Below are 23,501 nucleotides of genomic sequence, written 5' to 3'. Positions count from 1 at the left end.
GGCTCCCCCACGGGCACTTCCCGCTCGGCGGCCGGGAACGGCTCCCGTCCTCCGTCGCCCGCCCGCGGCGGAGGGCGACGGAGGACGGACGTCTTTCAGGAGGCGAACTCCTTCTCCAGCCGGGGGATCAGGTCGCGGAGGTCCTGCTCCCAGCAGCCGGCGTTGTGGCCGCCGTCGCACCGGGTGCCCCAGGAGGCTCCGTCGCCGTAGTTGACGTAGTAGTAGGACATGCCCAGCGCGTCCATGGCGGCCTTGACGTTCTTGGCCGCGCCCGCGACCCAGAACTCCAGGTCGAAGATCGTGCCGTTGCCCTCGCCCACGTAAATGGAGACCCCGACCCCGCCGTTGGCCAGCTTGGCCATGTGCTGGGACGGATCGACCTGGTTCCACCGCCAGTCGGCGTTGAACACCGGGTAGGGGGAACCGAACGCGGCGTCACTGTCCACACCGGGCTTGTAGGGGGAGTCGGCGGGGTCGCAGACCTCGGACGCCGAGGCGCAGGCGACGCCCTGCGCGTCGATGAGCGTGGCGACCACCGCCATCCGGAGATCCATGGACCTGGCCGACAGGTCGATGTCCCCGGAGAGGGACGCCGTGTGGCGGAACAGGTCGGGGCGGGCCTGGGCGTAGTGGAAGGCGCCGAACCCGCCCATGGAGACGCCGGCGATGGCCCTCCCCTTCTTGGTGGGGATGGTCCGCAGGTTGGCGTCGATGAACGGGATCACCTGGTCGAGGTGGAAGGTCTCCCAGTTCTGGGCGCCGGCCGCGGTCTTCTGGTTCAGCCAGTTGGCGTACCAGCCCCGCGGGCCGCCGTCCGGGACCACGGTGATCATCCGGTCCGACGTCTTCAGGGCCGGATACGTCTGGCCGACCGGATCGTCGGGCGAGCCGTGCAGGAAGTACATCACCGGGTAGCGCCGGTCCGGGTCGTCGTAGTAGCCGCTCGGCAGGATGATCTTGATGTGCTGCTCGCCCTTGACCTGGGGGGTGTTCACCGTGAGGTAGAAGTCGTGGGCGTCACCGACCGCCGCGCCGACCTGGGTCAGGCCGAAGCCGTCCGGCATCGTCGGAGGTGCGGTGGCCGGGCCGGAGGCGCCGGCCGAACCCGCCGGCGCGACCACGGTCGCCACGGCGGCGAGCATCCACACCAGTGCGAGCCGCCACCAATGGACTGTTCTTTTCACTGCGTTCTCCCTTTTCGAGGCTTCGCTTCCGAGGCTTCCGCGCGCTCATTCCAGAACCTTGGTCCGCAGCTTCGGAGAAGCCGCGATCTGCTCCTCCGTGAACCGCTCCGTCACCCACGCTCCGGCCGAGAACAACCTGGTCTGGTCGGCGTAGTGCGGAGAGGTGGGATCGGCCGACTGGGAGTAGGCCATGACGGAGTACGCCTCCGGCGGGCCCTCCGCGGTGAACCGCACCTGCTGGACGAAGCTGGATCCGAAGACGACGTCGAACTCTCCGTCGACCTGGCCGGGGGTGATCACATTGAGCACGCCCAGCTGGCCGAGCCCACCGTGGATCGGGATCCGCTCCCCGTTCCGGGTGATCTTCTGGACGTCCGAGAGCGGGGCGTTGAGGGGAATGCCCGCCTTGCGCAGGGCGAGCACCGCCCGGGCGAACGCGGCGCTGACGTCGGAGTGGCCCGCGTCCAGCGAATTCGGCGTGTGGACCGGGTCCTTGGGGTCGAAGGGAACCCGCCACGGCAGCTTCTCCACACCCCGCCCGTTGAGCAGGTAGGCCCAGTAGTTGGCGAAGAGCCAGGAACCCCGGCTGTCCGCCGAGTAGTCGTGGCTGGTCCAGGCGGCCAGGATCGGGCACGCCTCGCTGACGTTGACGAGGACCCCGTCCACCAGGATGTGCCCGAAGGGGGCGTTCCGGCACATGGTCACGGTCGCGTTGAGGGCCAGATCGGCCGCCCTGCTGTTGTCGGAGAACAGCAGCTTCCCCATGGTCTCCGGTGTGAAGCCCCTGCCCGGCAGGCCGTCGGCGCCGTTGATCCGCTTCTGCGCGGTGAGGATGAGCTCCTGCGTGCGCAGCGACCGCGGCGCCGAGGTGTCGCCCATCACGCGGGGGAAGGCCAGCGGCTCCTCGGGGTTGGCCAGCCAGGCGCTGTCATTGGCGTTGCCCGCGAAGTCGGAACGGATCAGCCGGGGCTGCTTGTGCGGGTCCAGCAGTCCGGGAGCGGCCGCGTCCGGGTCGTCGGGCCAGTCGCACGCACTGCGTTTCCCGTCGAAGATGGAGACCGGAGGCACGTTCGGCAGCCGCAGCGTCTGGTGGAACAGCATCCGGCCGGTGAGCGTGAGGCACGACTCCGCCAGCTCGTCGGTGATGTTCGGGGTGGCCTGGATGTCCGCGTACAGGGCGTTGCCCTTGCGGTCGGAGGCGACGGTGTTGAAGAACGGGATGCCCTGGGTGGTCTCCAGGATGTCCACCACGTCGTGCACGTCCGTGGCCTGGTCGAGGCGGAACCAGGTGTTCAGCGCCCGCAGGTTGTGCATGTTCACGTCGCGTACCGCGTGCGCGCTCACCACCCAGGGCAGCGCCTGGCCGTGGATCGAGGTGGTGACCGGGCCGTAGCGGGTGGACCACAGGGTCCGGGTGACCCGGGAGAGCGACCCGTCCGGCTTGAGCACGTCGACCCCGACCTGCTGCGAGGTCATCCGCTCCCACGCGCCGTCCACGAGGTACAGGGTGGGATTCAGCGGATCCACCTGCACGTCGAACAGCCCGAACGGAGCCACCGTGGCGACCGTGTGGCTCCAGGCCACGTTCTCGTTGTAGCCGATGTTCACCGCGGGGAACCCCAGCAGGCTGGCCCCGGATACGTTGACCTCGCCCGGAATCGTCAGCTGGCTCTGCCACATGCGGTTCTTGCCCTGCCACGGGAAGTGCGGGTTGGCCAGCAGCATGCTCGTACCGCCCGAGACCCCCTGCGAACCGACGGCCAGCGCGTTGCTTCCCATGCTCTGCTGACGGCTCACCGCCATCGCCTCGCGGATCTTCTCCGCGGTCCTCGCGGCGGACTTCTTCGTGGCCTTCGCCGCCTCCTTCGAGGGTGCGGTGGACCGGCCGGCCGCCGAGGCTCCCGGAGGCGCGGCGGTGACCATGCCGTCCAGGAGGGCGTCGGCGCTGCCCATGATGATCTCGGCGTGCGCGTGCCGGTAGACGTCCAGCTCCGTGATCGGCCGCACCCAGGCCGCGCCGCGGCAGGCGGGGTCGGAGATGCCGTCCGCGCCGGTCTCCGCCAGATACCTGTTGTACCCCTGGACGTAGCCCCGGATGGCTTGCCGGACCTCCGGCGCCGGCCCGTCGGGGGCGGGTTGTTCGAGAAGCCGCTCCACCACGCGGTCGTCCTTGATGCGCTGGAAGTACAGGTCGCTGTTGAGGTTGGTGGTGGTGTTCTGGTTCTGGCCGGGACTCGCCCTGCCGTCGGGGCCCAGATGGCGTGACCGCTGGGCGGAGACCATCAGGTAGGTGTCGGCGAGGGTGCAGATGTTGTCCTTGGCCGACGCGTACCCGTAGCCCGTTCCCAGCCCCTCCCAGTCCGAGGCGATGATGTGCGGAATCCCGTACTCGGTGTAGCGGATCGTCGGCTTCTGAGGTTCGGTCCCGGTGGCGGTCCTCCCCTGTGCCGTCGAAGCGGTGGCCGCCAGCGCGCTCATCACCACCAACGCGGCCACGACCATCCGTGGCAGTCTCGCTCGGTATCTCCTGCGCGGCATTGCCGTCCTCCCCCTGGGGTGCAGCCCGTCGTTCCGAACGGATTCACGCTAAGGAGGACCGATGAAATCTCGATGATCAGCGCGTGGGCCCCCCCGCGGACCGGGCAGCCGCCCCTGGGCGCGGCCGTGCTCGTCCCCCACGGGCCGGGGGGTGTCATTCCGAACCGGAGTACACCAGGGCCCTGGCCGCGTGGCGCGGCTGCACGGCGGCGCGGGGACTGCCCTACGCGAGTTCCTCGGAGGCCGGCGCCGTGGCGAAGGCGACCCGGGGCCGTCCCACCGAGAAGGCCTGGCGGCGCGAGGTGACCGTCGCCGTCGCCGACGCCCAATGCAACCGTGCGGCCGGACTGGCGAGGACCGGGGCCCGACCGCAGCGCGAGCGGGTACGGGACGCCGCACGCGACGAGTTCGCGCGCCGGACCCGCTACTGCACCCGAGCGGTCACCGAGACGCTCGGCAGGGCCCGCTCCCTCGCCGATCCCGGCTGAACGGGCCGGACAAGGCGAGGCCGGACCCGCCCCGCCACCCCACCGACCGCCGGCCCGGCCGCCGGGCCCCGGCACCCGCCGGGGCGCCACCCACCAGGAGGAGAACCTCATGCGCGCCGTCCGACGCACCCTGCTGGGACTGACCCTGGCCGCCGGCCTGCCGGCGGCGACCGCCACCGGCGCACACGCCGGGGGCACCAACCCCACCTACACCACCTGGAACCCGGGCAACTGCCCGGCGGGGAACCTGTGCGTCTACAAGGGGGTCAACTACGCGACCGAGGGCGTCGGCATCGCCATGTTCCAGTACGACAACCGCATCTGGTCCGAGACCAGGAACAGCTGCATCGCCCACGAGGACTCGTCCTGGTTCACCAACGGAACCGGCACCTCGTACAGCTCCGTGGTGGTCTACCCGGACAACAACTACGGCGGGAACTCCTTCTGCCCGGACAAGGGCCGGGGCAACACCTGGGACAGCGTGGCGAACGACCAGGGGGAGGCGAACCAGTGGATCGACGGCCCCTGCCGACCCGCCCGCGGGCACCGCACGCGGGCGGCGCCGGACGCCGTTCACGTCCAGGTGCGTGAGCACAGCACGAGGCGGTAGCCGTCCGGGTCGGCGACCGTCGCCCCGTGCTCGTCCCAGTACGGGTTGTGAGCCGGGACCCGGGTCCCGCCGGCCGCCGTGAGACGGTGGATCAGGGCGGGGTCCACCGGCTCTCCGAGGTAGACCACGAACAGGTCGTCCACCGTCGGAGCCGGCTCCAGGGGGTGGTCCGGGTCGTGCGTCAGCTCGAAGTGCCAGGTGCCGCCCGGGGGGCCGACCATCAGCAGGTCGTGGTGGCCCGGCACGCGCTCGGTCGTCCGCCACAGCACGGTCAGCCCCAGGCCCTCGGTGTAGAACCGTTCCGCGGCGGCGAGGTCCCGCGAGGGCCGGGCCACCCGGATCGGGGTCGTGGCGTCGATCACGCGGAACGCTCCAGGGCGGCGCGCCAGACAGGACTGTCGACGTAGTGGTTGTCGAAGCGCTCCGAGGACTCGGCGATCTCCTTCGCGTCCGCTTCGCCGCGCATCACCCGTCCCAGCAGCCGCAGGTAGTCGAACCTGCCCATTCCGGGGGTGAAGACGAAGAGGACGTCCGCTTCACGGCCCGGCGCGGCCGCGAAGGCGTGCGGGGTGTGGGGAGGCACCGCCAGGAAGTCCCCTTCTTCCAGGACGGTGACCTCCTCGCCCACCAGAACCTGGAGCGCACCGCTGATCACGAAGAACAGTTCGGTCGCCCGGGTGTGGAAGTGGGCCGGCGCCCCTACGGCGCCCTCGGCGAAGGTGGAGCGGTAGCTCGTGACGCCGCCCGCCGTGCCGTCCGAGTCGGCCAGCAGGGTCATCACACTGCTCGGGTCGGCACAGGTCTCGGCATCCGCGTGACGGGTCAGCACCGCTGCCGGGGGGGTCTGGGATACGGACATGGGGCGCTCCTGTTGTTCAGTCTTGATAATCTCAACGTTGAGATGAAATCACCTCTCCTTCCTCGGCGTCAACTATCTTTACGTTGAGAAGATGTCCGTTGAGAGGAATGTGGCGATGAGTGATGCCGTGGACGCGATCATCAGTCAGTGGGCCGAGGAGCGCCCCGACCTGGTGGAGGACCTCTGGCCGGTGGAACTCCTCGCCCGGGTCCAGCGGTTGGGGCGGGTGGTCGACAAGTCCGCCAAGGCCGCTGCCGCCGCACACGGGGTGGAGCACGGCGAGTTCGACGTGCTCACCACGTTGCAGCGCTCGGGGCCGCCCTACACCCTCACGGCCGGGGCCTTCCTCAAGGCGTCCATGGTGACCTCCGGCGCGATCACCAACCGCATCGACAGGATGGAGGCGAAGGGGCTGGTCGAGCGGGTGCGCGACGAGGGCGACAGGCGCACCGTCAGGATCCGCCTCACGGAACGCGGGCACGAGGTCACCCGGGCCGCCTTCGCCGACCATCTGGCGCACTACGCGCGGCTGCTCGCCGACGTGGACCGCGACCTGGTCGCGAACACCGCCGAGGGCCTCCGGCAGGTGCTGGAGGCCCTCGGGGACACCACCCCCGTCACGTGAGGGCCGTCCCGTTCCCGCGGCCGCTCAGGAGCCGGCGGAACCGTACGGATCGAAGCGGAACGTGCTGAAGAAGTGGTCCCCGGGCTGCGCGACTCGCCCGGCCCGCCCCCTCGCGGCGGTCGCGCGGCGGCGTCTGCGACGCCGCGACCTGCCGAAGCCGCCCGGCGGCTTCCGGTCGGCGCTCGTACGGGGCGGAGACCGTACCGACGTGCACAGCCCTGCCGTTGGCGCCGACGGGGCGCAACTCCGGCAGTGGAAGGCCGTCTGCGTCGACAAGGATGCTCCGCGCGATTCCGGAGCGGCGCTGAAAGCCGGTGAACGCTCGCGCCCCGCCCATCGCGTCACGAACGATCAGCGAACCCCATCGCTCCCCGACCCGGCCGGGTGTGCGTGCCGCGGGGCGGGCGGGGTCGGTCCGGGGAGGGGCTGCGGGGCTTTCCGGGAGCGCGATTCGGGGGGCATGGGGGATGGCCACGCGTGGAAGGCCCGTTTCAGCCGGTGCCGACCGGACGCGCACCCCGGCGGAACGCGCGGGCCCGACGCGTCGCGAAGGCCAGGCAGACATGGCCTGACCTGTGAAAACGTCACCCTTTCGGTGCGACGTCGGTGGCGCCCCCGGCAGGACTCGAACCTGCGGCCAAGCGCTTAGAAGGCGCCTGCTCTATCCACTGAGCTACGGGGGCCGGGAGTCCTGATCGGTGGTTCCGTGGCCGTGCCGGGACAAGGATAGGGCTCCGATCGCCTGGACCCGGTTGCTTCACCTGCGTGGCACGATGTGGAGGTTCGGTGAAGCGAATCGATAATCGCAGGTAGGTGCGATTCCCGCACCGGTTTTCGCTCCCCTCGTGCCGGGTGTTGTGCACTCGTTATGCCTCCGCCCCGCTCACCCCCTCTGTCCGGCCTCTGTCAAGAGGGTGGAACCGCCGCGCAGAGAGGCCCATACGCTTCAAAAAGGCTTCAAAATTGGGCATTCTTCGCATGTGGTGACCATGGACGTACGGCCTCAGCTCATCGACGCACTTTCCGCCCTGCGCGACCGTGTCGCCGCCGTGCGCCTCCCCCTGCCCCTGCCGGGGGCCGAACGCGCCCGGCAGTCCCGGGCCGAACTCCTCGCCCAGCTCGACGACTACCTCCTGCCGCGCCTCAAGGACCCCGAGGCGCCGCTGCTCGCCGTGATCGGCGGCTCCACCGGGGCCGGGAAGTCCACCCTCGTCAACTCCCTGGTGGGATGCCGGGTCAGCGAGGCCGGAGTGCTGCGGCCCACCACCCGGACCCCGGTACTGGTCTGCCACCCGGACGACCACCACTGGTTCGCCGGGGCGCGCGTGCTGCCCCGGCTCACCCGGATCTGGCTCCCCCCGGGGCAGACGGCCGACCCGGACGGGCTGGACGACCTCGCCGCACGGGGCGGGGACGGGGAGGACGCCCTGCGGGTGGAGACGGCGGTCAGCCTGCCCCGGGGGCTCGCGCTCCTGGACGCCCCCGACATCGACTCCCTCGTCGTGCGCAACCGCGTCCTCGCCGCCGAACTCCTCTGCGCCGCCGACGTCTGGGTGATGGTCACCACCGCCTCCCGCTACGCCGACGCGGTGCCCTGGCATCTGCTGCGCACCGCGAAGGAGTACGACGCCGCCCTCGTCACCGTCCTCGACCGGGTGCCCCACCAGGTGATCGCCGAGGTCTCCCGGCAGTACGCCGCGCTGCTGACCCGGGCCGGACTCGGGGAGGTACCCCGGTTCACCATCCCCGAACTCCCCGAGTCCACCGGCGGCGGCAGCGGGCTCCTCCCCGCCAGCGCCGTCGCCCCGCTGCGCGCCTGGCTCGCCCACCGGGCCCAGGACCCCGCCGCCCGGCAGCAGGCCGTGGGGCGCACCGCCTCCGGCGTCATCGAGTCGCTCACCGTGCGGATGCCCGCCCTGGCCTCCGCCGTCGCCGTCCAGTACGCCGCCTCCGTACGGCTGACCGGCGTGGTCGAGGAGGCGTACGGCAAGGAGGCCGCCCGCATCCGCCGCCGGCTCAAGAACGGCGCGGTCCTCTCCGGGGGCGCGCGGACCCGCTGGCGCGGCTTCCCGCTCTACAGCTCGCCCGAGGAACTCCTCGACGCCCTCGTCGACAGCCTGGCGGCCCTGCTCCAGTGCTCGGTCTCCGCCGCCGACGAACAGATCCGGACCCAGTGGCGCCGCGAACCCGCCGGAGCCCGCTTCCGCTTCGAGGACGCCGGGCGGGAGGCCGGGGGCTGGGGCCCCGCCGAGGACGTCGAAGGTCGGATCGCGGTCGCGGTACGCCGGTGGCGGCGAGTCCTGGAGGAGCTGGCCGAGGAGGAGGTGCGCCGGCTCGACCGCAGCGTCGCTCCCGCCCCCGAGAACGTCGCCGCCCTGCTCGCCGCCGCCCTCCTCGGCGGGCGGCGCGCCCGCGCGGCGGGGGAGCAGCTGGCCGAACGCATCGGCGTCCAGGGCGCGCTGCGCCTGCGCGACAAGGGGGGCGAGCTGCTGACGACCTACCTCGACCAGGTCCTCGGCGGCGAACGCGACCGCCGCCTCGCCCCGCTCGACGCGCTCGACGTCGCCCCCGAACCCCAGGCCGAACTGATCGCCGCGCTTTCCGTACTGCAGAAGGAGAGGTGGCAGCGATGACCGCCGTCACGGACGAGGACCAGAGCAAGGACAGCGGCACCCGCAAGCGCGACGGGCGCTGGGACGACGGGCTCATCGCCCGGCGCGCGGCGGCGGCCAGGACCCGCGAGGCCGCCGACCCCGCCCCCCGCACGCCCGACGACGACGAGGCGGACCTGCAGGTCGAGGCGTACGCCCCCGCCGGGGGGCCGCTGCCCACCCGGCTCGACGCCCTGCGCGAACTCGTCGGCCTCTCCCGCGCCCGGCTCGACCGGGAGACCCTCGCCGAGGCGGGACGCGTGCTCGACGAGGCCGCCGCCCGGCAGCGGCTCTCCTCCCGGCACACGGTCATCGCCGTAGCGGGCGCCACCGGCAGCGGCAAGTCGACCCTGTTCAACGCGCTTGCCGGGGCCCCCATCTCCGACACCGGGCTGCGCCGGCCCACCACCTCCCAGCCCATCGCGTGCAGTTGGACCGACGGGGCCGCCGGGCTGCTGGACCGCCTGGCCGTCCCCGGCCGACTGCGCCGCAGGCCCCACCCCGGCCCCACCGCCTCCGACGAGGCGTTGCAGGGGCTCGTCCTGGTCGACCTGCCCGACCACGACTCGGCCGCCACCGAGCACCGCGAACAGGTGGACCGGGTCCTGGCCCTGGTCGACGCGGTGATCTGGGTCGTCGACCCGGAGAAGTACGCCGACGCCGCCCTCCACGAGCGCTACCTGCGCCCGCTCGCCGGCTACGCGGAGGTCACCTTCGTCGTCCTCAACCAGACCGACCGGCTGCCCGGCGAGGCGGCCGACCTCGTCCTCGACGACCTGCGCCGCCTCCTCGACGAGGACGGCATCGCCCTGGGCGAGCACGGCGAACCCGGCGCCACCGTCATGTCCCTGTCCGCGCTCACCGGCGACGGGGTACCCGAACTCCGCGAACTCATCGGCCGCTTCGTCCAGGACCGCACCGCCGCCGCCCGCCGCCTCTCCGCCGACATCGACGCGGCGGCGGGACGGCTGCGCCCGGTGTACGTGGCGGACGGCCGACCCGGTCTCGGGGAGCTGGCGCGCGAGGAGTTCACCGACCGGCTGGCCGAGGCGGTCGGCGCGACCGCCGCCGGGCAGGCCGCCGAGCGGGAGTGGCGCAGGAACGCGAGCCGGGCCTGCGGGACGCCGTGGCTGCGGCTCTGGCGCTGGTACGAGAACCGGGGCCTGCCCGGCAGCCTGGACCGGATGGGCCAGGCGCTCACCCCGCCCGAGGAGGAGCTGACGGCCCGGCAGCGGGTCGAACAGGCGGTGCGGATCGTCGCGGACGAGGCGGCGGGCGGGCTGCCCGGGCCCTGGGCGCAGGCGGTGCGCGAGGCCGCGTTCACCGGGGCGCAAGGATTGTCCGAGGCGCTGGACGACCTGGCGGTCAAGGCCGGGCCCCCCGGCGCCGGCAGGCGGGGCGGGGAGACGGAGACGGGGCGGAGCACGACCGCAGGCGCGCTGCCCGGCGGCCGGCCGGCCAAGCCGCCCCGGCCCGCGTGGTGGCCGGCCGCCGTGCTGGCCCAGGCGTCGATGACGCTCCTGCAGATCTTCGGCGGCCTGTGGCTGGTCGGCCAGATCGTCGGGGTCCTGGAGCCGGGGCTCGTCGTCCCCGCCCTCGTCATGCTGGCCGGAGTCGTCGGCGGCCCGCTGGTGGAGTGGGCGTGCGCCGCCGCGATCCGGGGACCGGCCAGGCGGTACGGGCAGGACGCCGAGCGGCGGCTGCGCGAGGCGGCGGCCGGATGCGGCCGGGCCAGGGTCCTCGACCCGGTCTCGGCCGAGCTGGCCCGGTACCGGGAAGTGCGCGAGCGGTACGTGACGGTGACGGAGTTCTCCACAACCGGCCGGTAGTCCACAGGCCCCGACGCGATCCCCGCCCGGCGTCCACCATGGAGTCCCACGCGGCACGGCGCCGTCCGACGCCGTGCGAAGCGCTACGACGCCGCGGGAAGCCGTGCGACAAGGAAAGCGGGGGCGGGAAATGAACGAGACCTTGGTGACCCTGGTGGGCAACGCCGCGACGGCGGTGGAGTTCCGGGAGACGGCCACCGGAGGAATGGCGCGATTCCGTTTCGCCGTGACCCCGCGGCGCTGGGACCGCGAGAAACAACTCTGGGCGGACGGCCGCACCAGCTTCTACACCGTCTGGTCCTGGCGGGCGCTCGCCGCCAATCTCGCCGGTTCCGTTTCGGTGGGGGAACCCCTGGTGGTGCACGGCCGGCTGAAGGTCCGTGAGGAGGAACAGGCCGGTCAGCGGCGTGCGTTCGTCGATGTCGAGGCCATCGCCGTCGGCCACGACCTGAGCCGGGGGACCACTGCCTTCCGTCGGACGGCCCGAGGGGAAAGCGAGCTGACGGAGCGTCCGGAACGTGCCACGGAGGGCGACGCGAAAGGTGGGCCGAAACAGCTGGAACATGCCGCCGCCCTGACCGCCGTGTCTTGAAAAGGCTGTTCGGGGAGGGCATCCGGGGATAACGATTCCGATTCGGAATGGTTGGCGGAGGGCGGTACGGGGGACGCACCTTCGCCCGTTCTTTAGGATTCCAGTGCTCACGGGTCACTTGGGTCTGCTGGCGAGGCATTCCCCACACGCGCACCACGCGCCAGGGCCTCGCCCGGAGGGGAATTCTGTGTTTTCTGCGTCTTCAGCGTCCGCTGCGCCGTCCGGCACGACAGGGGCGCCCCCCGGACGCGGAGTCCGCCGTCCGGCCGCCGCGCTGCTGCTCTCCGGCCTCGTCGCGGCGACCGCGCTCGTGGGCGCGGGGCCGGCGGCGGCCGACGACCCGGGCCGCCACCACGGTGGTGCGGCCGCGGTGCTCGACGGGCTGAAGACCTTCGACAGCGCCGTGCTCCGCGTCGAGGGGAAGAACGGCGCACCCGACCGGTCCCAGGAACTCCCCGCCGGACTCTTCGAGATGACGGTGGACGGCGGCGGCAAGCTCAAGACCTACTGCATCGACCTCCACAACCCCACCCAGGACCAGGCGAAGTACCTGGAGACCCCCTGGGCCGAGACCTCGCTCAACGGCAACCGGGACGCGGGGAAGATCCGCTGGATCCTCCAGCACTCCTACCCGCGGGTCGACGACCTGGCCGCGCTCGCGGAGGCGGCGGGCACGGGCCCGCTGACCGAGCGGACCGCCGCCGCCGGAACCCAGGTCGCCATCTGGCGCTACTCGGACGACGCCGACGTCACCGCCTCGGACAAGCAGGCGGAGAAGCTCGCCGACTGGCTGCACCGCAGCGCGCGCACGGTGAAGGAGCCCCGGCCCTCGCTGACCCTGGAACCGGCCGCCGTCTCCGGCCGGCCCGGCGAGCGGCTCGGACCCGTGACCGTACGCACCGACGCGGACCAGGTCTCGGTGGCGCCCCCCGCCGGGGCGGCGGCCGGCGGGGTCCGGGTCACCGACGAGAAGGGCGCCCCCGTCACCGACGCCGAGGACGGGGACCGGCTCTACTTCGACGTGCCGAAGGGCGCCGCCGACGGCACCGCCTCCCTGGGCGTCCAGGCCACCACCTCCGTGCCGGTCGGCCGGGCCTTCGCCGGGACCGGCCGCACCCAGACCCAGATCCTGGCCGGATCCAGCGAATCCACCGTCTCCGCCCGCGCCACCGCCACCTGGGCCGGTACCGGTGCCGCCCCCGCGCTGACCGCGCGGAAGAACTGCGCCGAGGGCGGGGTGGACGTCACCGCCGCCAACCGGGGCGACGAGCCGTTCACCTTCGAGCTGGCCGGGGCCGAGCACACCGTCGCCGCCGGGGAGACCCGCACGGTGACGGTCCCGGTCGCCGAGGACCAGGCGTACGACGTCACCATCACCGGGCCCGCCGGGTTCAGCCGCACCTTCACCGGCGTCCTCGACTGCGCCACCAGCGGCAGCGTCCTGGAGAAGGAGGACGACGGGACGGCCGGGGCGGGCAACGACGTCGGCACGCAGAGCGCCCAGCGGTCCGTCCCCGCCACGACCGGGTCGGGCACGTCGGGGCTGGAGGGCGACCTCGCCGCGACGGGCGGTTCCAGCGCCACCTCGATGGTCGCGGCCCTCGCCATCGGCCTGCTCGTCATGGGCGGCGGCACCGTCTTCCTGCTCCGCCGGAAGCAGCCGCACACCGGCGGTGAGTGAGCTTCCGCCCCCGGGGAACCGGCGGCGCTCCGGCCCCCGCCCCCGGCCGGGTTTCCGTCCGGGGGCGGGTGTCAGGCAAGATGGGTGTATCTGCCCACACCTCTATTGCTGCCGGACGGTTTCTCTTGGCTGAGTACATCTACACCATGCGCAAGACGCGCAAAGCGCACGGCGACAAGGTGATTCTCGATGACGTCAACCTGAACTTCCTGCCCGGCGCGAAGATCGGTGTCGTGGGCCCCAACGGCGCCGGCAAGTCCACGGTGCTGAAGATCATGGCGGGCCTGGAGCAGCCGTCCAACGGCGACGCGTTCCTGTCGCCCGGCTTCACCGTCGGCATCCTCATGCAGGAGCCGAAGCTCGACGAGTCGAAGACCGTCCTGGAGAACGTCCAGGACGGCGCCGCCGAGATCATGGGCAAGCTCAAGCGCTTCAACGAGGTCGCCGAGCTCATGGCGACCGACTACTCCGACGCGCTGATGGAGGAGATGGGCAAGCTCCAGGAGGACCTGGACCACGCCAACGCGTGGGACCTGGACGCCCAGCTGGAGCAGGCCATGGACGCCCTGGGCTGCCCGCCCGGCGACTGGCCCGTCACCAACCTCTCCGGTGGCGAGAAGCGCCGTGTGGCGCTCTGCAAGCTCCTCATCGAGGCCCCGGACCTGCTCCTCCTCGACGAGCCCACCAACCACCTCGACGCCGAGTCGGTGAACTGGCTGGAGCAGCACCTCTCGAAGTACGCGGGCGCCGTCGTCGCGGTCACCCACGACCGGTACTTCCTGAACAACGTCGCCGAGTGGATCCTGGAGCTCGACCGCGGCCGCGCCATCCCCTACGAGGGCAACTACTCCACCTACCTCGACAAGAAGGCCGCCCGCCTCAAGGTCGAGGGCCGCAAGGACGAGAAGCGCCAGAAGCGGCTCAAGGAGGAGCTGGAGTGGGTGCGGTCGAACGCCAAGGGGCGCCAGACCAAGTCCAAGGCCCGTCTCGCCCGGTACGAGGAGATGGCGGCCGAGGCCGACAAGATGCGGAAGCTGGACTTCGAGGAGATCCAGATCCCGCCGGGCCCGCGGCTCGGTTCCATCGTCGTCGAGGTCGAGCACCTCTCGAAGGCCTTCGGCGACAAGGTCCTCATCGACGACCTGTCGTTCACGCTGCCCCGTAACGGCATCGTCGGCGTCATCGGTCCGAACGGCGCGGGCAAGACCACGCTGTTCAAGATGATCCAGGGCCTGGAGACGCCGGACAGCGGTTCGGTCAAGATCGGCGACACGGTCAAGATCTCCTACGTCGACCAGTCCCGCGCCAACATCGACCCGAAGAAGACCCTCTGGGCCGTCGTCTCGGACGAGCTGGACTACATCAACGTCGGCCAGGTCGAGATGCCGTCCCGCGCCTACGTCTCCGCGTTCGGGTTCAAGGGCCCGGACCAGCAGAAGCCGGCCGGCGTCCTCTCCGGTGGTGAGCGCAACCGCCTCAACCTGGCGCTGACGCTCAAGGAGGGCGGCAACCTGCTGCTCCTCGACGAGCCCACCAACGACCTCGACGTCGAGACCCTGTCCTCGCTGGAGAACGCCCTCCTGGAGTTCCCGGGCGCGGCGGTGGTCATCTCCCACGACCGCTGGTTCCTGGACCGGGTGGCCACGCACATCCTCGCCTACGAGGGCGACTCCAAGTGGTACTGGTTCGAGGGCAACTTCGAGTCGTACGAGAAGAACAAGGTCGAGCGGCTCGGCGCGGACGCGGCCCGTCCGCACCGCGCCACCTACAAGAAGCTCACGCGAGGCTGATCGTCTTGGCCCGTCACCTCTACAGCTGCCCCCTGCGCTGGTCGGACATGGACGCCTTCGGCCACGTCAACAACGTGGTCTTCCTCCGCTACCTGGAGGAGGCGCGCATCGACTTCATGTTCCGGCTGGCGCCCGGGGACGGTTCGCCGTCGTTCTCGGGCGGGTCCGTCGTGGCCCGCCACGAGATCGACTACGTACGGCCGCTGGTCCACCGGCACGAGCCGGTGACCGTCGAGTCCTGGGTCACGAAGATCGGCGCCGCCTCGCTGACGATCGCCTACGAGATCAAGGACCCCGACCAGGTGTACGTACGGGCCTCGACCGTCGTCGTGCCGTACGACCTCGCGGCCGGGCGGCCCCGGCGGATCACCGCCGAGGAGAAGTTCTTCCTCCAGCAGTACCTGGCAGAGGAGCCCGCCGCGGCATGACCGTGCCCGTGCAGTCGCTGCGGTTCGCCGACGCGAGGGAGGCGGCGGATCTCGCCGCCTTCCTCGGCCGGCTGCTCCACTACGACCGGGCCGCGGCGGTCCGGTTGCAGGCGGGCGGCGGCGACGCGCTCGCCGTGTTCGGCCGCCCGCCCTCCTTCGAGGTCCTCGCCATCCGTACGGCCCGCCTGGCCGGCCCCGCGGCGCTCGACGCCACGGTGTCGGCCGGCGAGCTGCTGGAGTCCCTCGACGCCCCCGGCGCGGAGGGCGCGAGCGGTACGGGCGACGGTGCGGGCGGTGTGCTGCCCGCACCCGTCACCGGGCCGCCCTGGACCGGCGTCCTGCCGCCCCGGGGGCCCTGGCGGGAGGAGGCCGGACTGCCCCGGCCCGATGCCCTGCGCACCGCGCTCGACCTGGCCGTCGCCGAATTCCGCCGCCGGGACGAGGCGCTCCCCGACGAGCTGCGCACCCGCGCCGAGCGGGAACGCATGGGCCGCGAGATCTGGTCCCGGCAGGTCGGCGCGACGGGGCTGCCCCTGCGCGCCGTGCACGCCGCCCAGTCCCTCGGCTTCCTCCGCCCCGACCCGGACTTCCCCGTCTCGCTGCTCTCGGCGGGCGGCTGGCTGCGGCTGCGGACGCCGTTCGGCTCGATCGCCCTGCGCCGCGACCCGGCCGGCGGCCTGGGCGGCCCCGGCGGGCTCGGCGGACTCGGCCTCTCGGTCGGACGGGGCTGAGGCGGACCGGCCGACCGCGCCCGTCCGGGGAGGCGGACGCGGCCGAGGCGCCCGACCGCGGCTGAGGGAGCCGGGCGTGCCTGGGGCAGCCGGCCCCCGTCACTCTTTGTCCGAAGCCTCCTGCGCGGGTCCGTCCGGTGCGGGCCCGTCCGTCTCCTCCCGCGTTCCGTGCGCGTCCGGCCAGACGCCGATGTGGTCCTGCTCCAGCTCCAGCAGCACCCGGTGCTCCATGCCCAGCGCCTGCGTGTAGTCCGCGGGCAGCTGGAGCCGCCCCGCCCGGTCGAGCATCGCGTACTCCCGGGCCACCTGCGACTCCTGGCCCGTCGCCGCATCCACCTCCGTACGGCGCAGCACTTCGGAGGAGGTACGGCCGTCGCGGATGGCGACCGTACGCCGCACCTCGTTCGCGACCGCCTGGTCGTGGGTGACGATCACGATCGAGGTCCCCAACTCCTCGTTGGCACGGCGGAACGCGGCGAAGACCTGTTCCCCGGTGGCCGAGTCCAGCTCCCCGGTCGGCTCGTCCGCCAGCAGTACGGACGGGGCGTTGGCCAGCGCCACCGCGATGGCCACCCGCTGCTGCTGCCCGCCGGACAGCTGCTGGGGCCGCCGGTCGCGGCACTGCTCGATGTCGAGCATGGTGAGCAGGGACTCGGCGCGGGCCGCCCGTTCGCGCTTGCCGGTCCCGCCGCGCAACTGCATGGGCAGGGTGATGTTCTGGATCGCGGTGAGGTAGGGGAGCAGGTTGCGGGCGGTCTGCTGCCAGACGAACCCGACCACGTCCCGGCGGTAGCGCAGCCGTTCCTTCGGGCCCATCGACAGCAGATCGCACCCCGCGACCTTCGCCGAGCCGGCCGTCGGCACGTCCAGCCCCGCGAGGATGTTCATCAGCGTCGACTTCCCGCTGCCCGACGCCCCCACCAGGGCCATCAACTCGCCCTCCTGGACCAGCAGGTCGAGGCCCTGGAGCGCCTGCACCTCCACCCCGTCCGTGGTGAAGATCCGCACCACGCGGTCGCAGGCGATCAGCGCGTCGTGCCCGTAGGCCGGGCGGTCCCGGCGGGCCGCCGCCCGCCGCTCCAGCTCCGCCAGCGTCGTTCCGGCCGCGCGGGCCGTGCCTGCCGTCTCGGTGGACGAGGTCATCGGGAGTCTCCTGCCCTGAGTTCGGTGATCGATCCGCGGCGGCTCGCCCACCATGCCTGCACACCCGCGACCGCCGCGGTGAGCGCCACCACCCCGGCGGCCGGCAGCCCCAGCGACCAGAGGTCGGTGCGCAGCGTGACCGGGCTGGTGTCCGATCCGGCGACCCCCGCGAGCGCCAGCGGCACCAGGTCGATGCCGGGGGAGAGCAGGACGATGGTCGCCCAGCCGGTGAACAGGCCGCCGCCCGCCGCCAGCAGCGCCTGCGGCGTCGCCTCGAAGGCCAGCAGCCGCCTCCCCTGCGCGGTGGTGAGCCCCATCGTGCGCAGCCGTGCCAGCAGGGTCTTGCGCTCCGGCGCGGTCTGGAGCAGCGACAGCAGGACGGCCAGCAGCGCGTACCCGGCGCCCGCCGCGACGGCCGCGAGGTAGATCCGCTCGGCTCCCGCCTGCATCGGGGTGTCCACATACCTGGCGCGCTCCTCGGAACGCAGCTTCACGGCGTACTCCTCGCCGCTCTCCGCGACCGCCGCCCGCAGCTTTCCGGCCTCCGGCGCCCCGGCGAGGAGCAGCGTGGTGGGCGCGCCCTGCTCCAGGGAGGCGGCGTTCACGATCAGGAAGTCGGTGGAGGGGACGGCCGCGGCGCGCTCCGTGGTCCCCACGACCCGCACCGCGAAGTTGCCGGACAGCGTCTTGATCGCGCGCGGCTCCTTGCCCAGCCGGGCCGCCACCCCCGGGGAGGCGATGGCCGGCAGGACCTGTTCGGACCCGCCCTCGCCCTCCTCGACCGGGCGGGCCGTGGCGCCGGTGAACCTCAACCGGTCGGCCGGGAGGTCCGGGAGCCCGGCGGCGCGGGCCGCCCGCGCGTACGAGAGGGGGTCCACGCCGACCAGGGCCGCCGTCCTGGAGTCGGTGGCCGTCCCCGTGTCCGTACCGGAAACCGCGCCGGAACCCGTCTCCGTACCGTCGTCGCCGTCCGGGCCCGTGGCCCCGGCCCCGCCGGGAGCCGCCTCGGGGAGGGCCACGCCGTACTCGATCCGTACCGGCGCCGCGTCCCGTACGCCCTCCAGCCGGCTCACCGTGCGGACCAGCCCGTCGGGGAGCGTCGTGCGCTCGCTCACGCCGCTGACCCGGGCGTCCGCCCCGACCGCCGCCAGCGCCGCGTCGTCCCGCGCGTCCCCGATACCGGCGATCACCGAGCCGCCGAACGCCGCCGTGGCCAGCGCCAGCAGCAGGGCGAGCAACGGCAGCGCGCCACCGGCCGACGACCGGCCGGCGCGGGCCAGCGAGAGGAAGCCGATCGCCCCGCGCAGCCGGGCCACGGGGCGGGCGGCCAGCCGCAGCGGCAGCGGGTGGAGCCGCACCAGCACCAGCGCCGCGATCAGCGCGACCAGCACGGGCGCGGCGCTGACCAGCAGGTCGGCGCCGCCCTCGGCGGCCGTACCCCGTCGGCGCAGCGCCGTCACCGCACCGGCCGCCAGCACGACCAGGGTCAGTTCGACGACGGTGCGGCGGCGCGACGGCCGCGCACTCACCATGTCCTCGCGCGGTGCGCCCAGGACGGGCCGGATGTGCTGGAGCGTCGTCCGCAGCGGCAGGGCGACGCACACCAGCAGCCCGACCCCGGCCGCGGCCAGCGCCCCCGGCCACCACCGGCCCTCGCCCACGAGCACCGTCGCGAGCAGCAGCCCGAGCGCGCTCGCGGGCAGGACGGTCACCGCGGTCTCCGCGAGCAGCCGGCCGCCGATGCCGCGCAGCGAGCCGCCGCGCGAGCGCATCAGCGCCAGTTCGGCGCGGCGGCGGCCGGCGATCAGGGCGCCCGTCATCAGCAGGACGACGGCGGCCACCGAGCCGATCCCGAGGGCGGCGACCGCGATGACGGGACCGATCGCGTCGCGCATCCGCCCGTTGGCCTCCACGATGTGGCCGAGGCCGGTGGAGACCACCGCGGTGCCGTCGGCGATCTCGCGCACCTTCAGCAGCCCGGGGCCGCTCTCCAGCGAGGCGATGACGGACGTCAGCCGCGCGCCGTCGGGGCCGGTCAGCGCGGCCGGGTCGGGCGGGATCCGCCAGTAGAGGACGGGCTCGGCGGCCGTGCTCAGGAGCACGGGGCCGGCGTCCTCGGCCAGCAGGACGGTGCCGGTCCAGTAGTGCTGCGGGAAGGGGCTCGCGGGGTCCAGGACCAGGGAGGGGGTGCGCAGCAGCGGATCGGCGGACCAGTAGCTTCCCCGCGGGTCGCGCGGAGCCACGATGCCGGTGATCGTCACGGTGATGGGTTCCTGGGCCGCGGTGAGCAGCGTGATGGTCGCGCCGACCTTCACCTTCAGCTCGGCAGCCGTCTCCTCGGTGACCGCGCCCTGCACCGCACGGGTGCCCGAGGTCACCTGCCGGGGAGTCGTCGGCCAGGCGCCCGAGGCCAGGGTGGCGTGCTCCTTGAGACCCGACTGCGCCGCGTACGTGAGCTTCGGCGGCAACGCCTCCGGCCTGGGCAGCCAGGGCTCGGTCGCGACGGCCGGCTTCGTGGTGCGCACCCCGTACGCGACCGACGCGGTGTCGGCGCGCAGCGGTGCCGGCAGCGCCTTCAGGAGCCCCGCCCCGATCCGAGCCAGCACGGGGCTCCGCATCTCGGCTTCCCGCTGCCCCTGCGGCAGTTCGAGACCGGGCTGCGGACGGGAGACCTCCACGACGCTGCGGCTCGCAGCGGCCGTCAGGATGTCGTGACGCAGCCCCTTCGTCTCGTACGCGTCCACGGCCCGCGGGAAGGCCGCGGCGAGGAACGCCGTCACCAGCACCAGCACCGCGAGGGCCGACGCCGCACCGGGCGCGGTCCGCAGCCGGGTACGGATCCAGGGGGCCTCGGCGGGCCGCTTGTCGTCGCTCATATCAGTGGTCCCCCTGGTGGCGCAGCGTGACCGCCGGGTTCCCGCGGCGCAGCGCCATCGCCGCGACGATCACGAGCGGCAGGGCGGCGACCCCCGCCAGCAGTGCCGCGATCTGCCCGGCGGGCAGCTCGACCAGCACCGGCGGGACGGGCCGTCCGGCCTGTCCGGTCAACACGATGAGCGGGACGACGGCCCGGGTCAGCACCGTGCCGATGCCGAGCCCGATCAGCAGGGCGAGGACGATCAGCACCCCCTGCTCGGCGGCGACCATGCGGGCCAGCTGGCGGCGCGGGGCGCCGAGCGCCCGCAACACGCCCAGCTCGGCCGACCGTTCGCGCCGGGAGCCCGAGGCGCTGACCGCGAAGCCGACCGCCGCCAGCGCGGCGGCGACCACCGCGACGGCCGGCAGCGCCGCCTGCGGACCGGCCCCCAGCGGATCGTCCACCAGCCTCTGGGCGGCCTCCGCGCGGACCAGGACCTGCGCCGGGTCGGTGTCCGGCAGGGCGCGCAGGGCGGCCGCCGTCTTCGCGGCGTCCCCGGGCGCGGTGCTCAGCCACCACTCGGTCGCCTCGATCGTCGCGGTCGGCCGGTGGGCCAGGACCTGGGTGACGGCCTTGAGGTCCATCAGCAGCGCACCGCCCCCGCTCACCGGGTCCTCGGCCCCGGACGGCTTCACCGCCTCCGTGGTCGGCAGCCGCCGCACGGAGGCGGCCAGCTCCACCCGGACGGTGTTCCCGGCCAGGGTGACGTCGATCCCGTCGCCCAGCTTCGCGTTGGTGCTCTTCAGGTAGGCGTCCGTCGCCACCGCCTTGACGGACGTGGCCTTCGGCCGGGCGGCGGTGATCCGCAGGGTGCTGGTGACCGGCTCCCAGGACTCCTCGTCGCCCACCCCGGTGTCGTACGTGAAGTCCGGCAGGTGCGAGGCCCCGTTGCGCACCGGCGGTTCGCCCCGCCGGACCTCGCCTCCCTCGGTGAACGCCATGGACCCCGCCCAGCGCACCGGAGCGGACGCGGTGACCGGGCGTTCGGAGCCGGACGCGGTGACCACCCGCACGTCGCTCAGGGAGACCCGCTGCTGCCGTGCGCGGTCCCACGGCGGCTGTCCGTCCACCTCGACGCCGGTCACGGCCAGACCGCCCGTCGGCGACACCGGTACGGACACCGCGACCGGACCGCCGTCCACGGGCACCGGACCGGCGAGGGCGCGGTAGGGGAGTCCGTAGCGGTCCTCCAGGAGCAGGGTGACCACCGGCGGCTCCTCGTCCGGGCCCGGCGCGGTCCCCTTCGGCGCCACCGTGGTGATCCGCAGGTCCAGCTTCAGCCGGGCGCCGTCCTCCGGCAGGACGAGGCCGGGGCGCGGGGCGGGATCGGGGGCGATGGTCTCGAACAGCCGGCGGGGGCTCTCCCCGGAGAGGTCGGAGCGCATCAGCATCCGCTCGTCCGCGTGGGCCGTGTCCAGGGCGAGGACCTCGGCCGTGCGCCCGCCGGAGACCTCCACGTCGGTCCGGAAGGCGGGGGCGGCCTGTCGCACCCCGGGCAGGGAGGTGTAGGCGCCGGCCGCCGCCGGGCCGCCGCCGGGCCCGCTCACCATCCGCACCGAGGCGCCGGAGGCGAAGTCGGCCTGGTCGGACTGCGAACGGTTCCACGAAGCGCTCTGCCCGATCGCCAGCATGCCCATCGCCACCGACAGGACCAGCAGCAGCACCGGGCCCGCGCCGCGCAGCGGGCGGCGGCTGAACTGCCAGCCCGCCAGGGCCGCCGGCAGCCCCCGGCCCCTGGCCGCCCACCGCTCGGCGAGCTTGGCGGCGGGCGGCAGCAGACGCAGGGTCAGGACCGTGCCGGCGAGCAGCGCCAGGGCGGGGGCGACCACCAGCAGCGGATCGACCCCGAGGTCGCCGGCCCGGTCGCCGGTGAGCGCCCCGCCGCCGGCCTGCCGGTCGAGCTGCCAGTACGCCACCGCCGCGATCAGGAGGAGCCCGACGTCCGCGCCCGCCCGCACCGGGCCGGGCAGCGAAGCGGCCCGGGTCCCGCGCCCGCCCGTCCCGGCCGCCAGCGACGGGGCCACCACGGCCAGCGCGCAGGCCAGCGCGATGCCCGCGGAGACCAGCCACACGGTGGCGGTCGAGGACGCGCCGACCCGCAGTCCGATCCGGGCCAGGGCGCTCCGTTCGGCCAGCAGTCCGGTCAACGGCCCCGCGAGCAGCGGCGCGACCACGGCGGCGGGCACGGCGAGCAGCAGCGCCTCCAGCGCGGCGAACGAGGTGATCCGGGCCCGGGAACCGCCCCGGGCCCGCAGCAGCTCGCGTTCGCTGGCACGTTCGCTGTTCAGCAGCCGGGCCACCAGCAGCAGGGCATACGCGGCGAGCAGCACCAACTGCACCGCGACGATCATCAGAGTGGAACGGGAGACCAGCAGGGCCCGGTCGAGCTGGTCGAGCACGGTCGGCAGCGCCGTCCGCGCGGTGACACCGGAGGAGAACACCGGCGCGGCGGTCAGCGCCCCGGGGGCGGCGGCCGACGCCTCGCGCAGCCCTTCCATGGAGCCGGTGGTCAGCCCGGCGAAGTCGGCGGTGGCCAGCCACGCCGTGTTCCCGCCGCTGAGGGCGCCGGAGGCGAGGACCGAGGGGTCGGTGAGCAGCGGGCCGTACGTGGTGAAGGCCAGCTTGCGCACCCCGCGCCCGCCGAGCGGATCGAGCTGCCAGTACGGATCGGACTGGTCGGCGACCTCGTAGACACCGGTGACCAGGACCTGCCGCTTCTCCTCCCGCAGCCGGTCGGTGACGGTGAACCGCCCGCCCGGCTTCAGCTTCAGCGCCTCGGCGGCGACGGCGGGCAGCGCGACCCGGACGGGTCCGTCGTCTCCGGAGGCGGCTTCGGGAGCCCTGCCCTCGGTGATCCGCACCCGGGCGGGGTCGAGGGCGGCGAACTGGGTCAGGTCCGGCTCGCCGCGCCGGGCGGCCGGGTCCTGGAGGGTGCGCGGCAGGGCGTACGACCCCGAACTCTCCAGCCTCCCCACCGTCACGGGCAGCCCGTCGAAGGCGTCCCGGGAAGCCTCGCGGACGGTGTCGTCGGCCTCGGCGCGCCGCTCGTGGCCCACGGAGGCGGTCACGACGAGGGAGGCGGAGGCGGCCGCTCCGTGGGTGAGCGTGTGGCGCAGGGCCGCGTCGCCCACGGAACCGGAGAACGCGGTGAGCGCGGCCAGGACGGACGTGGTCAACAGGACGGCGAGGAGGGCCGCGGAGAGCAGCAGGCGGTGAGCCCGTACCCGCAGAAGGACGAAACCCGTCACCTGATCCCCCAGCCCCGGAAACACCGCATGCGCACGCCCCCCGGCGTACCGGTGATGCTTTCAGAGGCGGCCGGGTTTCGGTAACCGCTTGCCGCTACACCTTGATGCGATCGTGATCGTTATGCGGAGAGGGAAGACCGGATTCCGCAGTCGTCCGGTCACGGATCGTTCACCCGTCACGCCCAGG

17 protein-coding genes and 1 tRNA gene are annotated in these 23,501 nt (G+C 73.4%); 10 read left to right on the top strand and 8 right to left on the bottom strand.

Annotated elements, in window-relative coordinates; translation table 11 throughout:
- Positions 1-95 precede the first annotated feature (95 nt).
- Positions 96-1,142, bottom strand: a complete 1,047-nt coding sequence (locus tag ACH4K1_RS16695) for an alpha/beta hydrolase (protein ID WP_398090055.1) — start codon at positions 1,140-1,142, stop codon at positions 96-98.
- Positions 1,143-1,229: 87 nt separating this feature from the next.
- Positions 1,230-3,722 (bottom strand): penicillin acylase family protein, encoded by a 2,493-nt coding sequence (locus tag ACH4K1_RS16690; protein WP_398090042.1) that lies wholly within the window; start codon positions 3,720-3,722, stop codon positions 1,230-1,232.
- A gap of 251 nt (positions 3,723-3,973) precedes the next feature.
- Between ACH4K1_RS16690 and ACH4K1_RS16685 the strand changes: the two genes are divergently transcribed.
- Entirely contained in the window at positions 3,974-4,210 is a 237-nt protein-coding gene (locus tag ACH4K1_RS16685) for a hypothetical protein (RefSeq protein ID WP_398090041.1), read from the top strand.
- A 109-nt stretch (positions 4,211-4,319) separates the two neighbouring features.
- On the top strand, positions 4,320-4,820 hold the full coding sequence (locus ACH4K1_RS16680) for a peptidase inhibitor family I36 protein (protein WP_398090040.1): 501 nt from the start codon (positions 4,320-4,322) through the stop codon (positions 4,818-4,820).
- On the opposite strand, the gene ACH4K1_RS16675 is transcribed toward ACH4K1_RS16680, so the two are convergent.
- Together ACH4K1_RS16675 and ACH4K1_RS16670 are read right to left on the bottom strand one after the other, a co-directional pair.
- The gene (locus tag ACH4K1_RS16675; protein WP_398090039.1) at positions 4,784-5,182 is read right to left on the bottom strand and encodes a VOC family protein; all 399 of its coding nucleotides are present in this window, start codon (positions 5,180-5,182) and stop codon (positions 4,784-4,786) included. The two genes, ACH4K1_RS16680 and ACH4K1_RS16675, sit on opposite strands and share 37 nt — an antisense overlap.
- The gene (locus ACH4K1_RS16670) at positions 5,179-5,679 is read right to left on the bottom strand and encodes a cupin domain-containing protein (RefSeq protein WP_398090038.1); all 501 of its coding nucleotides are present in this window, start codon (positions 5,677-5,679) and stop codon (positions 5,179-5,181) included. Before ACH4K1_RS16670 ends, ACH4K1_RS16675 begins: the two co-directional genes overlap by 4 nt.
- A 115-nt stretch (positions 5,680-5,794) precedes the next feature.
- Between ACH4K1_RS16670 and ACH4K1_RS16665 the strand changes: the two genes are divergently transcribed.
- Entirely contained in the window at positions 5,795-6,304 is a 510-nt protein-coding gene (locus ACH4K1_RS16665) for a MarR family winged helix-turn-helix transcriptional regulator (RefSeq protein WP_398090037.1), read from the top strand.
- Positions 6,305-6,911: 607 nt separating this feature from the next.
- Here ACH4K1_RS16665 and ACH4K1_RS16660 read toward each other — a convergent pair.
- Positions 6,912-6,987, bottom strand: a tRNA-Arg gene (locus ACH4K1_RS16660).
- Positions 6,988-7,293: 306 nt separating this feature from the next.
- Between ACH4K1_RS16660 and ACH4K1_RS16655 the strand changes: the two genes are divergently transcribed.
- The 7 genes from ACH4K1_RS16655 (at position 7,294) to ACH4K1_RS16625 (ending at position 16,006) form a co-directional block, all read left to right on the top strand.
- Positions 7,294-8,937 (top strand): ATP-binding protein, encoded by a 1,644-nt coding sequence (locus tag ACH4K1_RS16655; RefSeq protein WP_398090036.1) that lies wholly within the window; start codon positions 7,294-7,296, stop codon positions 8,935-8,937.
- Positions 8,934-10,784 carry a GTPase gene (locus ACH4K1_RS16650; protein WP_398090035.1) on the top strand — a complete coding sequence of 617 codons (1,851 nt, stop codon included), beginning with the start codon at positions 8,934-8,936 and terminating at the stop codon, positions 10,782-10,784. The genes ACH4K1_RS16655 and ACH4K1_RS16650 overlap by 4 nt, the downstream gene beginning before the upstream one ends.
- A 130-nt stretch (positions 10,785-10,914) precedes the next feature.
- Entirely contained in the window at positions 10,915-11,376 is a 462-nt protein-coding gene (locus ACH4K1_RS16645; RefSeq protein WP_398090034.1) for a single-stranded DNA-binding protein, read from the top strand.
- Positions 11,377-11,563: 187 nt separating this feature from the next.
- Positions 11,564-13,057: a Cys-Gln thioester bond-forming surface protein gene (locus tag ACH4K1_RS16640; RefSeq protein ID WP_398090033.1), complete on the top strand. Its 1,494-nt coding sequence runs from the start codon at positions 11,564-11,566 to the stop codon at positions 13,055-13,057.
- A gap of 125 nt (positions 13,058-13,182) precedes the next feature.
- Positions 13,183-14,847, top strand: a complete 1,665-nt coding sequence (gene ettA, locus ACH4K1_RS16635) for an energy-dependent translational throttle protein EttA (RefSeq protein WP_073766146.1) — start codon at positions 13,183-13,185, stop codon at positions 14,845-14,847.
- A gap of 5 nt (positions 14,848-14,852) precedes the next feature.
- Positions 14,853-15,275, top strand: coding sequence for a thioesterase family protein (locus ACH4K1_RS16630; RefSeq protein WP_228991236.1), 423 nt, complete (start codon positions 14,853-14,855; stop codon positions 15,273-15,275).
- A complete protein-coding gene (locus ACH4K1_RS16625; RefSeq protein WP_398090032.1) occupies positions 15,272-16,006 on the top strand; it encodes a hypothetical protein in 735 nt (244 codons plus the stop codon). The genes ACH4K1_RS16630 and ACH4K1_RS16625 overlap by 4 nt, the downstream gene beginning before the upstream one ends.
- Positions 16,007-16,105: 99 nt before the next feature.
- Here the strand turns inward: ACH4K1_RS16625 and ACH4K1_RS16620 are convergent, their stop codons facing one another.
- From ACH4K1_RS16620 to ACH4K1_RS16610, 3 genes are read right to left on the bottom strand one after another with little or no spacing between them, the layout of a single operon-like run.
- Positions 16,106-17,149 carry an ABC transporter ATP-binding protein gene (locus ACH4K1_RS16620; RefSeq protein WP_398090031.1) on the bottom strand — a complete coding sequence of 348 codons (1,044 nt, stop codon included), beginning with the start codon at positions 17,147-17,149 and terminating at the stop codon, positions 16,106-16,108.
- Positions 17,146-20,025, bottom strand: a complete 2,880-nt coding sequence (locus tag ACH4K1_RS16615; RefSeq protein WP_398090030.1) for an ABC transporter permease — start codon at positions 20,023-20,025, stop codon at positions 17,146-17,148. Before ACH4K1_RS16615 ends, ACH4K1_RS16620 begins: the two co-directional genes overlap by 4 nt.
- 1 nt (position 20,026) lies before the next feature.
- Positions 20,027-23,314 carry an FtsX-like permease family protein gene (locus ACH4K1_RS16610; RefSeq protein ID WP_398090029.1) on the bottom strand — a complete coding sequence of 1,096 codons (3,288 nt, stop codon included), beginning with the start codon at positions 23,312-23,314 and terminating at the stop codon, positions 20,027-20,029.
- Between the last annotated feature and the right edge of the window lie 187 nt (positions 23,315-23,501).

It is taken from the genome of Streptomyces sp. NPDC017448 (genome assembly GCF_044330565.1).
Classification (GTDB): domain Bacteria; phylum Actinomycetota; class Actinomycetes; order Streptomycetales; family Streptomycetaceae; genus Streptomyces.
This window is presented reverse-complemented; position numbering and strand designations above follow the sequence as displayed.

Excerpts from the sequence above, each read along its gene's own strand:
- ACH4K1_RS16645 (WP_398090034.1), top strand. The coding sequence starts at position 10,915 with ATGAACGAGACCTTGGTGACCCTGGTGGGCAACGCCGCGACGGCGGTG.
- ACH4K1_RS16615 (WP_398090030.1), bottom strand. The coding sequence starts at position 20,025 with ATGAGCGACGACAAGCGGCCCGCCGAGGCCCCCTGGATCCGTACCCGG.
- ACH4K1_RS16650 (WP_398090035.1), top strand. The coding sequence starts at position 8,934 with ATGACCGCCGTCACGGACGAGGACCAGAGCAAGGACAGCGGCACCCGC.
- ACH4K1_RS16620 (WP_398090031.1), bottom strand. The coding sequence starts at position 17,149 with ATGACCTCGTCCACCGAGACGGCAGGCACGGCCCGCGCGGCCGGAACG.
- ACH4K1_RS16655 (WP_398090036.1), top strand. The coding sequence starts at position 7,294 with ATGGACGTACGGCCTCAGCTCATCGACGCACTTTCCGCCCTGCGCGAC.
- ACH4K1_RS16670 (WP_398090038.1), bottom strand. The coding sequence starts at position 5,679 with ATGTCCGTATCCCAGACCCCCCCGGCAGCGGTGCTGACCCGTCACGCG.
- ACH4K1_RS16665 (WP_398090037.1), top strand. The coding sequence starts at position 5,795 with ATGAGTGATGCCGTGGACGCGATCATCAGTCAGTGGGCCGAGGAGCGC.
- ACH4K1_RS16625 (WP_398090032.1), top strand. The coding sequence starts at position 15,272 with ATGACCGTGCCCGTGCAGTCGCTGCGGTTCGCCGACGCGAGGGAGGCG.
- ACH4K1_RS16695 (WP_398090055.1), bottom strand. The coding sequence starts at position 1,142 with ATGCTCGCCGCCGTGGCGACCGTGGTCGCGCCGGCGGGTTCGGCCGGC.
- ACH4K1_RS16690 (WP_398090042.1), bottom strand. The coding sequence starts at position 3,722 with ATGCCGCGCAGGAGATACCGAGCGAGACTGCCACGGATGGTCGTGGCC.
- ACH4K1_RS16680 (WP_398090040.1), top strand. The coding sequence starts at position 4,320 with ATGCGCGCCGTCCGACGCACCCTGCTGGGACTGACCCTGGCCGCCGGC.